11 protein-coding genes are annotated in these 11,735 nt (G+C 72.9%); 10 read left to right on the top strand and 1 reads right to left on the bottom strand.

Going from position 1 to position 11,735, the window contains the following annotated elements; all coding sequences use genetic code 11:
* The first annotated feature begins 82 nt into the window (after window positions 1–82).
* The 10 genes from ACWDR7_RS05955 (at window position 83) to ACWDR7_RS05910 (ending at window position 11,229) form a co-directional block, all read left to right on the top strand.
* A complete protein-coding gene (locus tag ACWDR7_RS05955) occupies window positions 83–1,483 on the top strand; it encodes a UDP-glucose dehydrogenase family protein (RefSeq protein ID WP_449854008.1) in 1,401 nt (466 codons plus the stop codon).
* Window positions 1,484–1,596: 113 nt separating this feature from the next.
* A complete protein-coding gene (locus ACWDR7_RS05950; RefSeq protein WP_449854007.1) occupies window positions 1,597–2,313 on the top strand; it encodes an RNA polymerase sigma factor in 717 nt (238 codons plus the stop codon).
* A gap of 5 nt (window positions 2,314–2,318) precedes the next feature.
* A complete protein-coding gene (locus ACWDR7_RS05945) occupies window positions 2,319–2,789 on the top strand; it encodes a hypothetical protein (protein WP_449854006.1) in 471 nt (156 codons plus the stop codon).
* Between the two features lie 44 nt (window positions 2,790–2,833).
* Window positions 2,834–4,411 carry a S8 family peptidase gene (locus ACWDR7_RS05940; protein ID WP_449854005.1) on the top strand — a complete coding sequence of 526 codons (1,578 nt, stop codon included), beginning with the start codon at window positions 2,834–2,836 and terminating at the stop codon, window positions 4,409–4,411.
* Window positions 4,412–4,794: 383 nt separating this feature from the next.
* On the top strand, window positions 4,795–7,137 hold the full coding sequence (locus ACWDR7_RS05935; RefSeq protein WP_449854004.1) for a CHAT domain-containing protein: 2,343 nt from the start codon (window positions 4,795–4,797) through the stop codon (window positions 7,135–7,137).
* Window positions 7,138–7,310: 173 nt separating this feature from the next.
* The gene (locus ACWDR7_RS05930) at window positions 7,311–7,646 is read left to right on the top strand and encodes a PadR family transcriptional regulator (RefSeq protein ID WP_449854003.1); all 336 of its coding nucleotides are present in this window, start codon (window positions 7,311–7,313) and stop codon (window positions 7,644–7,646) included.
* 1 nt (window position 7,647) lies between these two features.
* Window positions 7,648–8,022, top strand: a complete 375-nt coding sequence (locus ACWDR7_RS05925; protein ID WP_449854002.1) for a DUF1048 domain-containing protein — start codon at window positions 7,648–7,650, stop codon at window positions 8,020–8,022.
* Complete coding sequence (locus tag ACWDR7_RS05920; RefSeq protein WP_449854001.1) at window positions 8,019–8,780, top strand: ABC transporter ATP-binding protein; 762 nt, start codon at window positions 8,019–8,021, stop codon at window positions 8,778–8,780. The genes ACWDR7_RS05925 and ACWDR7_RS05920 overlap by 4 nt, the downstream gene beginning before the upstream one ends.
* Window positions 8,780–9,544: an ABC transporter permease gene (locus ACWDR7_RS05915; protein WP_449854000.1), complete on the top strand. Its 765-nt coding sequence runs from the start codon at window positions 8,780–8,782 to the stop codon at window positions 9,542–9,544. The genes ACWDR7_RS05920 and ACWDR7_RS05915 overlap by 1 nt, the downstream gene beginning before the upstream one ends.
* A 287-nt stretch (window positions 9,545–9,831) precedes the next feature.
* Entirely contained in the window at window positions 9,832–11,229 is a 1,398-nt protein-coding gene (locus tag ACWDR7_RS05910) for an amidase (RefSeq protein ID WP_449853999.1), read from the top strand.
* 325 nt (window positions 11,230–11,554) lie between these two features.
* Here ACWDR7_RS05910 and ACWDR7_RS05905 read toward each other — a convergent pair.
* Window positions 11,555–11,735, bottom strand: a 181-nt coding sequence (locus tag ACWDR7_RS05905; protein ID WP_449853998.1) for a winged helix-turn-helix domain-containing protein, incomplete at its 5' end; no start/stop codon positions are given.

The raw sequence follows: 11,735 nt of genomic DNA, 5'->3' as shown, positions 1-11,735 counted from the left end.
GTGGGTCCCGGCTCGCCGTCCTCCCACCGTTCGATTCCTCCGGACGAGCCCCGAATCGTCCGTCCTGAACAAGGAGATCAGCATGAATGAGCAGCATCTCGATGCCGCGGACGCGCCGCGCATCGTCGTCATCGGCACCGGCTACCTCGGTGCCACGCACGCCGTCTGCATGGCGACGCTCGGCTACGACGTGCTCGGCGTCGACGTCGACGAGCACAAGATCGCCGAGCTCACCGCGGGCCGGGTGCCGTTCTACGAACCGGGCCTGCCCGACCTGCTGCGCCGCACCATGGGCGCGGGGCGGCTTCGCTTCACCACCGACTTCGACGAGGCCGCGGCATTCGGCGACGTGCACTTCGTCTGCGTCGGCACACCGCAGCTGCCCGGGTCGCGTGGTGCCGATCTGCGCCACGTCGATGCAGCGGTCACGGCACTGGCGGAGCGGATCACGCGGCCGGCGCTCATCGTGGGCAAGTCGACCGTGCCGGTGGGCACCGCCGAACGGCTGCGCCGGCTGGTGCGCGATCTGTCGCCGGCCGGCGATGCGCTCGAGCTCGCCTGGAACCCCGAGTTCCTGCGAGAGGGGTTCGCGGTGGACGACACGCTCCACCCCGACCGTCTCGTGTTCGGCGTCGCGTCCGATCGGGCAGGGGCCGTGCTGCGACGCGTGTACCGGCCGCTGCTCGATGACGGCACGCCGCTCGTGGTCATGGATCTGCCGAGCGCCGAGCTGGTCAAGGTGGCCGCCAACGCCTTCCTGGCGACGAAGATCTCGTACATCAACGCGATGGCGGAGGTGTGCGAGGCGGTCGGCGCCGACGTCAGCCGGCTCGCCGAGGCGCTCGCCTACGACAACCGGATCGGCGGGCGCTTCCTGAAGCCGGGGCTCGGCTTCGGGGGCGGATGCCTGCCCAAGGACATCCGGGCGTTCCACCACCGCGCCGAGGAGCTGGGCGTGGGAAGGGCGGTCGCGTTCCTGCAGGAGGTCGACGCGATCAACCTGCGTCGCCGCTCGCGCACGGTGGATCTCGTCCGGGAGCTCGCGGGCGGCTCCCTGCGGGGCGTGCGGGTCGCGGCCCTCGGCGCCGCGTTCAAGCCGGACTCCGACGACGTGCGCGATGCGCCCGCTCTCGACGTCGCCCGCATGCTCTATCTCGAGGGCGCCGCCGTCTCCGTGTACGACCCCCAGGCGAACGCGAACGCACACCGCGTGTACCCGGACCTCGACTATGCCGCGTCGCTCCCCGAGGCGGTGCTCGGCGCTGAGGTGACCGTCCTGCTGACGGAGTGGGACGAGTTCCGCGATGCGGATCCGGACCTGCTCGGTGCGCTCGTGGCCCGTCGGCGCGTGGTCGATGCGCGCCATGCGCTCGACGCCGATCGGTACGCCGCGGCGGGGTGGACCTACCGCGCCCTGGGACGCCCGACGATGGCAGCCGCCTTCGAGGAGCGCGTGCCGGACGGGGCGGTGAGGCAGGACTGACGTGTCGACGCCGCGTGCGGCCGGCGACGGCGCACGACGGAATGGTGGAATGCTGCAGACGGGAGTGCGCCCGGACCTTGCACCGGTCCGCCGCGTGCGCTCACAATGGCAACGTGGAGCAGTACCGCCTCCCCGGAACGCCCGAGCCGGGGGAGCCGCCTCGTGCGGCCCCTGGCGCGTTCGGCGCGCCGGATGGTGGTGCCGACCTGTCTGCCGGGGCGATCGCCGCACTGGTGCCGGATGCAGGCGGCGGCGGGCCGGTGCCACGGTGGCAGCGCGCGGCCGATCTGTTCGTGCGCTGGCGGGACGGCGAATCGCGGGCCATGGACGAGCTGGTGCGGCTGATGACGCCCGCGCTGTGGCACACCGTGCGCGCGTATCGCCTGAGCCCGTCGGCAGCCGAGGACGCCGTGCAGGCGACCTGGCTGGCGTTCGTGCGCAAGCACGACTCCCTCGAGGATCCGAACGCCGTCTCGGCCTGGCTCACGATCACGGCGCGGCGCACGGCGTGGCGGTCCTCGCGCCTCGATGCGCGATCGGACGCGCCCGGGGACGAGACGCTGGAGCTGCGCATGCCGCCGCATCCGTCGGCGGAGGACGAGGCGGCTGCGACGGTCGCCTCGGAGCGACTGTGGCGGGCGGTCGGCGAGCTCGACGACCGCTGCAGGCGGCTCCTGCGCGTCGTGGCGTTCGATGACCGCCCCGACTACCGGCGGATCGCCGGCGACCTGGGCATGCCGATCGGCAGCATCGGGCCCACGCGGGGGCGCTGCATCGCGAAACTGCGCGAGCTCATTCATGGCATGGGGCTCGATCCAGGGGGAAGATGATGCATGTGGATCGAGGAATGCCGGACGGCGAGACGGATGAGGACCTGTACGCGGCGCTGCGAGATGTCTGGGAACGTCACGACGCTCCCGCCGCGGATCTGACCGAGCGCATGATCGCGTCCGTCGCGATCGACGACATCTCCCGCGAGTACGCGCTGCTGACGCTCGAGAACTCCCTCGAGGGCGCCGTGCGCAGCGAGCAGTCGCGACTCACCCTGCAGTTCAGCGACGGCGACACGAGCGTGCTGCTGCACGTCTCGGTCACCGAGTCGGGCGGGCGCCGCGTGGACGGCTGGTCGGATCCGGCCGTGCTCGCCGCGCGCCTCGCGCAGGAGGGCGCCGATCGGGTGGCCGAGATCGGCTCCGAGGGCCGCTTCGCCTTCCCCGAGGTGGATCCCGGGCTGGCGACGGTGCGCGTGATCGTGCGACAAGACGGTGAACTGAGGGAGTTCGTCACACCCCAGTTCGAGGTGTGACTCCCTCCTGATCGCGGCGGGGGCGCCGCGGAAGGACGAGAGCGATGGCGGACGAGGGCACGCAGCCGAAGGACTGGACGTGGCGCGATCGGGCCGCCGGATCGCTGCCGCCCGGCCGCATCCTCGACCCCGTAGTAGAGCCGCTGCCGGGCGTCACGATCTACCCGACCGCGTACGTGCCCGACCGCCTGCTGGTCGCCGGCGACCGCGCGGCCCGCGGGGTGAGCCTGCGCGCTCTCGCCGCGGCAGCGGACGACCTGGGCTGGAGCCTGGCGGCCGAGAGCCTGCGCGGCGACGCGCTGCCCGAGCTCGGCACCGAGCCGGCGCCGCTGCTGCCCGGCGTGCCGGGCGTGACGCGCGTGATCCTGTCGGCGGACGGCGAGCGCCGCGACGCGCTGTTCGCCCCCGACGCGTGGCGCCTGCTGCAGCGCGCCCGCCGCGTGTCGGACTCCTCGCTGCCGGGGGTCGGCCTCGACCACCTCCTCGCGATCGACCCCGTCGGCGTGAACCCGTTCACGAGGACCAACCCCTTCACGAGGACGAACCCCTTCACCAGAACCAATCCCTACGGCGCAGCCGAGTACGCGCAGCCCGGCTGCGGCGGACGACAGCCGGTTGCGCGCATCGGCGCGGCGCCCGCGCGCCGCGCCGCGCCGGAAGGTCACCGCCGCCCGGTCGTGGCGATCCTCGACACCGGCTGCGGCGAGCACGACTGGCTGCCGGACGACATCGTCACGCGACAGCTGGAGATCGACGGGCGCCCGATCGGCCTCACCGACGAGGCGGATCCCGAGCGCTACGGTGACCTCTACGGGCAGCTCGACGGCGAGATCGATCCCGTCGCGGGCCACGGCACCTTCATCGCGGGCATCGTCCGTCAGGTCGCGCCGGACGCCGACATCGTCTCGGTCCGTGTGGCGAACGCGCTCGGCGTGGTCGATGAGAGCACGCTTCTGATCACGCTCGCCGACGTCGTGGAGCTCATCCGGCGCGACGCGGCGGGCGAGGAGGGAGGCGTCGCGATCGACGTGCTCAACCTCTCGCTCGGGTACTACCACGAGACGCCCGAGGACGGGTACTACTCGACCACGCTCTTCGACATCCTGCGCGTCGCCCGCGAGCTGGGCTGCGCCGTCGTCTGCTCGGCCGGGAACGACGCGATCGACCGCCCCGCGTTCCCCGCCTCGCTGTGGGCGTGGCCGGGAGCGGAGAACGGCATCGAGCCCGACGAATACGCCGAGCACGTGTCGGTCGGCGCACTCAACCCGGACAGCGCATCGGTGGCGCTGTTCTCGAATGTGGGGCCCTGGGTGCGCGCCTACGCTCCCGGCGCCTCCGTCGTGAGCACGAGCCCGGCGTTCGAGGGCGGGCGGCAGGCGTCCACGCGGTCGGACGAGTATCAGCGGCGCCGCGAGACCATCGCGCCCGAAGGGCTCCGCGGCGGTTTCGCCGTGTGGAGCGGCACGTCGTTCGCGGCGCCCTACCTCGCCGGCCTGATTGCGGCCGAACTGGGCGGCCAGCCCGTCAAGGACGGGAGAATCGACGGGCGCGTCGAGAGGTCACGACGCGCCACAGAAGCGGCTCTCGAAGCCATCGACGATGATGACGGATCCCGGCTGTGAGGGTTGCCGCGCGTGCGGCGCCGGTTCGGGTGAAGGGCATGTGACCACGGGCCTTTCCAGGGCATCGGTGCGTCGCGGAGCGTTCTCGGGCGAAGGGCCGCGCGACCCGGCGGAGAGGCGCGCGGCGCTACACGACATCGTGCGCGCGCCGCGCCGTGGGCGGAAGAGGCCCTGTGGGATCGGCGGGTTCTGCCCGGGCAGAACAGCGCCGCAACGGCCGGGGCGAGAGAGTCATGCGCCTCTCCGCGGATGAGCTGCATGAACGCGGCGTCGAGCTGACCAACCGCGGGCGCATGACGGCGGCGCGCCGAGCGCTTCAGCGCGCGATGCAGCGCGCGTCTTCGGCGACGCAACGGGCCCGGATCACGGGAACTCTCGCGTACGTGCTCACCCACACGGGCCAGCCGGATGAGGCGGTGCGGATCTGCCGCGCCGTGCTGGAGTCGTCGGGGCATCGCCTCGACGGAGCGACGACGGCGGTGCTCCGAGGTCAGCTCGGGGTCCTCGCCGTGACCCGCGGGGACGACGAGGAGGCTCTCACCTGGCTGGAGCCCGCGATCTTCGCGGAGACCGATCCGACCCGACGCGGCAATATGCTGACGAACCTCTCCGTCGCGCTGATGCGACTCGGACGCTTCGGGCAGGCGCGTCAGGCGCTCGAGGACGCCGCCCGCCTCCTGGAGATGGCAGGCCATGACCATGACCACGCTGTGGTGATCCACAACACCGGGTACGTGGCGCTCCTCGAGGGCGACCTCATCACGGCGCTGGAGCGCATGGCGCAGGCGCGACCGCTCGCCGCCTCGTCGCCCGTGAACGCCGCCATCTGCGATCTGGATCGCGCGGAGGTGCTGCGCGAGGCGGGGAACGTGATCGACGCCGAGCGCACGCTGGCCGAGGTCGCGCGATCCTTCGCCGCCGCACGGATGCCGCAGTCGCGTGCCGAGGCGGAGTTCCAGCTCGCGCGCTCGCTCGCCACGCACGACAGGGCGCGCGCGGCGGCGACGGCGGCGGTCGCCGCGCGGCGGTTCCGCGCGCTCGGCAGCACGACCTGGGCCGCGCGCGCCGAGGGGGTGCGCCTGCGGGCGCTCCTGGAACTCGGGCCCCTGGCGCGCCGTCGCAGACCGTCGGCCGAGCAGGTGGACGACGCGGCGCTCGATCTGGAGCGGGTGGGCTTCGGGGACGAGGCGAGGGCGCTGCGGCTCGCGTGGTGCATCGCCCGGGCGCGCGCGGGCGATACGTCGGCGCCGGCGCCGCGTGTGCGCCCCGGCGATCCGCTGGCCGTGCGCCTGCTCGTTCACGAGGCCAGGGCCGCGCGCGCCGCCGCCCGCGGCCGCCATGCCGAGGCGCGGCGGCACGCGGCGGAGGGCCTGGAGGGGCTGGCGCGGTGGCAGCGCTCCTTCGGGTCGCTCGACATGGCCTCGTCCTCCGGCATGCACGGCGCCGAGCTCATCTTCGACGGGCTCGTGGCGGCGATGCGCTCGCGGCGGCCCGAGGTGATGTTCGAGTGGTCCGAGCGCGCCCGGCACTTCGCCCATCAGGTGACGCCCGTGCGTCCGCCGCCCGATCCCGCCCACGCCGAGGACCTCGCGCAGCTGCGCCTGCTCCACACCGAGGTGGGGGAGCGGGCCTGGGCGACGGATCCGCGGGTGCGCGCCGTGCGCGAGCGCCTGCAGAACCGGCAGTGGGCCACGGTGGGCGGCCCCGAGCCGATCCCGCGGGCCGGCCTCGAGCAGGTGCGCGCGGGCCTGGACGGCGAGACGGCGTTCGTGACGTACCTGTTCGCCCGCCAGCGCCTCACCTGCCTCGTCGTGCCGCACGACGGGCCGCCGCGCGCGTTCGAGATCGCGTGGCCGCACGTGCGCCGCGAACTGCAGGGGTTGCGGGCCGATCTCGACGTGTCGGCGGCGGTCCGCTCGGGGCCCATGGCGCGCGCGGTGGCCGCCGCGCTCGACGCGCGGCTCGCGACGCTGTCGCGCCTGCTCGTCGATCCCGCGCTCGCGGCGGCCGGCGACCCGCGCCGCGTGCTCATCACGGCGCCCGGCGCGCTCGCGGGACTGCCGTGGGCCATGCTGCCCGGCATGTGCGGGCGCGCCGTCACCCTCGCGCGCTCGGCGTCGCGCTGGCTGGTCTCGCGCGGCAGCTGGGCGCCCGCGCGCTCGGTCGGTTTCGCCGTCGGGCCCGCCGTCGCGCGCGGGCTCGAGGAGGTGGAGCGCGCCTCCTTCGCGTGGGAGAGCGAGCGCGGCCCGACCGCGGCGGGTTCGCGCCCGATCCTGCACGGCCCCGAGGCGCGCGTCGAGGCCGTGACGGCGCTCGCGCAGCAGGTCGAGGCGCTGCACGTCGTCGCGCACGGCCGGCACGCGCCCGGCTCGCCGATGCTCTCCGGCCTCAGCCTGGCCGACGGCATCCTCTTCGGCTACGACATCGACCTCATCGCCGATCCGCCTGCCACCGTCGTGCTGTCGGCGTGCGAGCTGGGGCGCTCGTCCGTGCGCTGGGGGTCCGAGGCGCTCAGCATGGCCAACGCGTGGCTGCACGCGGGCACGGTGAGCGTCGTCGCCGCGCCCGTCATGGTGGCCGACGACGTCGCCGCCGAGGTGCTCAGCGCCTTCCACGGCGGCCTTGCGGCGGGCCTCGCGCCCGCCGAGGCGCTCGCGCTCGCCGGCCAAGAGACGGGCCTGGCCTCGCCCTTCCTCGCCCACGGCAGCGGCTTCACCCCGGCCTGACCCCCGTTCGCGAGTGCCGTCGTGCGCTGATGGCGCCGAAGAACCGCACGAACGCACTCCCGAAGAGATCGGCGATCCGGGGTTGCGTGCGCCGGTATTCAGTGTCACTATGTACTGGTAGTCAACGTCGCTAGGTACTAGTACGTAGCGTTACCGAGTAGCAGGAGGACGGAATGGGCAAGCAGACGACGGAGATGCTCAAGGGCGTGCTCGAGGGCATCGTCCTGGGCGTCCTGTCGGCGCGCCCCGCCTACGGATACGAGATCACCGCATGGCTGCGCGACCGGGGATTCGCCGGCATCGCGGAGGGCACCATCTACGCGCTGCTCGTGCGCATCGAGCAGCGCGGGCTGGTGGACGTGGAGAAGGTCCCATCCGAGAAGGGGCCGCCGCGCAAGGTGTACTCGCTCAACGCGAGCGGGCACGAACGACTGAACGAGTTCTGGGACGACTGGAGCTTCCTGGCCGCACGGCTCGAGGAGCTCCGCGCCGACAAGGGAGGCAAGTGACATGGCCGCAGGATGGATCGAGAAGCTCACGGGCTCGCTCGAGCAGAAGAAGCAGAAGCAGTACAAGGCGCGCCTCGAGGCGCTGCCCGGCGACTACCGCGTCGCCGCCCAGGCGCTGGATCGCTACGTGATGTACGCCGGCGGCATCGCCGACGGCGAGGTCATGATGCGGATGTTCGGCGACCTCGCCGACCTCTTCGAGGAGCACGCCGCGGCGGGCACGCCCATCCGCGACATCGTGGGGGATGATCCGGTGGAGTTCGCCGAGGAGTTCGTCTCGAACTACGCCGACGGGGGCTGGATCACCAAGGAGAAGGACCGCCTGAAGAAGGCGATCGACGGCGTCGACACGGGGAGCGGATCACGAGCGCGATGAACGCCCCCGCGATCCGGGTCGTGGGCATCGAGAAGTCGTTCGGCGAGCTCAGCGTGCTGAAGGGCGTGGACTTCGAGGTCGAGCGCGGCAGCATCTTCGCCCTGCTCGGCTCGAACGGGGCGGGCAAGACCACGCTCGTGCGCATCCTCAGCACGCTGCTGAGGGCCGACGCCGGCGCCGCCTCGATCATCGGGCACGACGTCGCGTCCGACCCGCAGGCGGTGCGCGAGGCGATCAGCCTCACGGGCCAGTTCGCGGCGGTGGACGAGGTGCTCACGGGGCGCGAGAACCTGGCCCTCGTGGCCCGCCTTCGGCACCTGCCCGATCCGGGCCGGGTCGCCGACGAGCTGCTCGAGCGGTTCTCGCTCGCCGAGGCGGGCGGGCGCCGCGCGGGCACCTACTCGGGCGGCATGCGCCGCCGCCTCGACATCGCCATGAGCCTCATCGGCGAGCCGCCCGTCGTCTTCCTCGACGAGCCGACCACGGGCCTCGACCCCGAGGCGCGGATCGAGGTGTGGGACACCGTGCGGGAGCTCGCCGGCCGCGGCACGACGATCCTGCTCACCACGCAGTACCTCGACGAGGCCGAGCAGCTCGCCGACCGCATCGGCATCCTGCACGAGGGCCGGATCCTCGTGCAGGGCACCCTGGCCGACCTCAAGGCGCTCATGCCGCCCGCGAAGGTCGAGTACATCGAGAAGCAGCCGAGCCTCGAGGACGTGTTCCTGCGGCTCGTCGGAAGGAAGGAGGCCGCCTGATGGTCATCGCACACGCGCTCGGCGACACCGCCGCGCTCACGGGCCGCTCGATGCGGCACATCCTGCGCAGTCCCGACACGATCATCACGACGGCGGTCACGCCGATCGCCATCATGCTGCTGTGCGTCTTCGTGTTCGGCGGCGCGATCGACACCGGATCGCAGTCGTACATCGACTACATGCTGCCGGGCATCCTGCTCATCACGATCGCCTCGGGCATCGCGTACACGGCGTATCGGCTGTTCCTCGACCTGCAGGGCGGGCTCTTCGAGCGCTTCCGCTCCATGCCGATCGCGCGGTCGTCGGTGCTGTGGTCGCACGTGCTCACCTCGGTCGCGGCCAACCTCGTGTCGGTCGCGCTCGTGATCGGGGTCGCTCTTCTCATGGGCTTCCGCACGGGCGCGGGCCCGCTCGCGTGGCTCGGCGACGCGGGGATCCTCGCGCTGTTCACGCTCGCGCTCACGTGGATCGCGGTCGTCGCGGGGCTCTCGGCCAAGTCGGTGGACGGGGCGAGCGCGTTCTCGTACCCGCTCATCTTCCTGCCCTTCATCAGCTCGGCCTTCGCGCCGACCGAGTCGATGCCGGGTCCCGTGCGCTGGTTCGCCGAGAACCAGCCGGTCACGTCGATCGTGAACACGATCCGCTCGCTCTTCGCCGGCCAGCCGGTCGGCGGCGAGATCTGGATCGCGCTGGCCTGGTGCGTGGGCATCCTCGCGGCGGCCTGGATCGGCGCCACGCTGATCTACCGCCGCAAGGCCCGGTGAACTCGCAGGTCGTCGACCGACACTTCGACTCGCTTCGCTCGCTCAGTGCGAGTCTCCGCGAACGGAGACGGCTTGAGCGGAGGCCCCGCAGGGGCCGGAGTCGAAAGCAGCGTGCTGTGATCTGGCCTCGACTTCGCTTCGCTCCGCTCGGCCCGTTTCCGCTTCGGCGCTTCGCGCCTCCGGTCGACGAGCGGGTTCGCTCGAGGGGCACCTCATCGGTTGCTGAACTTCAGCGCCGAAGGCGCGGAGATGAAGCGACCAGCCCGACCGCGCGAGAGGATGGCGGGGTGGAGCTGCACGAGCTGGGTCTGATCGGTCTCGCCGACGCGCTGCGGCGCGGGGAGGTGACACCGCTCGAGGCGGCGGATCACTTCCTCGCGCGGATCGCGGCGCACGACGGATCGCTCGGGGCATTCGTCGAGGTGACGACCGAGCGGGCACGGGATGGCGCCGCCGCGCTTGGCGCGCCGCCGGAGGACGCGCCGCCGCTGTGGGGCGTGCCGCTCGCCGACAAGGACCTCACCGCCCGCGCCGGCGTGCCCACGCGGTACGGATCCCGCGCGTTCGCCGATTTCGTCCCCGACGCGTCCGATCCGATCGCCGCCGCGCTCGACCGCCTGGGCGCCGTGAGCCTCGGCAAGACGAACACCCCGGAGTTCGGCCTCACGGGCTACACCGAGTCGCTCGTCGCGCCGCCGGCGCGCAACCCGTGGGACCCGGCGACCGGCGCCGGCGGCTCGAGCGGGGGAGCGGCCGTCGCCGTCGCCGCCGGTCTGCTCCCCGCCGCTCCCGCCTCGGACGGCGGCGGGTCGATCCGCATCCCCGCCGCGACGGTGGGCGTCGTGGGCCTCAAGCCGTCGCGGGGCCGGCTGCCGGTCGGATCGGGCATGGACTCGCCGGGCGGGCTGGCGGTCGCCGGGCCGATCGCGCGCTCGGTTGCCGACGCGGCCCACCTGCTCGACGCGCTGGCCGGGTCGGCGCCGTACACCTACGCGACCCGCGCACCCGGCGACGGACCGTTCCTCGAGGCCGCGCGGCGGGACGTCCGCGGCCTGCGGATCGGCGTGACGACGGCGACGCCGTGGGACGGCTGGACCGACACGACCCTGTCGCCGGCGGCGCGCGACGCGCTGGATGTCGCGGTCGGCCTGCTCGCCGCGCACCGCGTCGACCCGCTCGACTGGCGCCCGCGCGGCTATCCGGAGCTGTTCACGACGATCTGGCGGGCGTCGGCGGCACGGATCCCCGTGGCCGACGAGGACCTCGACGCGCTCACCGAGCCGCTCACGGCGTGGCTGGTGCGCGAGGGTCGCGCGCTGCCGGCCGAGAGGATCATCGGCGCGTACCAGGCCGCGACCGCGTTCGAGCGCGAGACCATCGAGGCCTTCGCTCCCTTCGACGCCGTGCTCACGCCCGCGCTGGCGATGGATCCGCAGCCGATCGGGTGGTTCACCGACGGCACGGACCCGGAGGAGAACTTCGCGCGGCAGTGCCGGTACGCGCCGCACACGAGCTTCGTGAACGTCGCCGGCCTGGCGGCCATCACGGTGCCGGTCACGGCTGCGCCGGGGCAACGGCCCGTGAGCGTGCAGCTGATCGGCCGCCCGGGTGGCGAGGCCGCGATCCTCGCGCTCGCGGCCGAGCTCGAGTCCCGCCGCGGCCCCCTGCCGTGGCCAGCGCCGTAGAGCGGGTTGCACTGGTCGCTTCATCTCCGCCTGCGCCGCTGGTATTCAGCAACCGATCGGGTGCGACCGGTCAGGGAAACTCCCCGGTTGCTGAACGAAGGCCGCGCCAGCGGCCGAAGATGAAGCGACCACAGCAACTCGCGCTCGTCACCGAAGCGAGTCGAGGTCGAGGGCGCGTGCCTCGTTCTCGACTCCGGCCGCTACGCGGCCTCCGCTCGAGCCGACTCCGCTCGGTCGACGACCGGTTGGGGTGGTCGCTTCATCTCCGCGCCGGCGGCGCTCCGTTCAGCAACCGAGGGGTGCAATTGATCGGCAACCGATGAGTTCAACCGATCGGTTCAACCGGTGGTGAACAAGCCACCGCGCAACCGGTCACTGTGCGAGCGAAGCGAGCGTGCGGCCGCCGATGCGTCTGGCGCAGGTAGCCGATGTACACGTCGGCCACGTTCGATCCCGGGTCGAAGTCGAATCCCCACACGCGGCTGAGCAGCTGTTCGCGGCTGAGC

The sequence above is a fragment of the Microbacterium sp. NPDC003461 genome, from assembly GCF_053588335.1.
This window is presented reverse-complemented; position numbering and strand designations above follow the sequence as displayed.

Coding starts and splice junctions, on each gene's coding strand:
- ACWDR7_RS05955 (WP_449854008.1), top strand. CDS start 83: ATGAATGAGCAGCATCTCGATGCCGCGGACGCGCCGCGCATCGTCGTC.
- ACWDR7_RS05940 (WP_449854005.1), top strand. CDS start 2,834: ATGGCGGACGAGGGCACGCAGCCGAAGGACTGGACGTGGCGCGATCGG.
- ACWDR7_RS05930 (WP_449854003.1), top strand. CDS start 7,311: ATGGGCAAGCAGACGACGGAGATGCTCAAGGGCGTGCTCGAGGGCATC.
- ACWDR7_RS05925 (WP_449854002.1), top strand. CDS start 7,648: ATGGCCGCAGGATGGATCGAGAAGCTCACGGGCTCGCTCGAGCAGAAG.
- ACWDR7_RS05920 (WP_449854001.1), top strand. CDS start 8,019: ATGAACGCCCCCGCGATCCGGGTCGTGGGCATCGAGAAGTCGTTCGGC.
- ACWDR7_RS05915 (WP_449854000.1), top strand. CDS start 8,780: ATGGTCATCGCACACGCGCTCGGCGACACCGCCGCGCTCACGGGCCGC.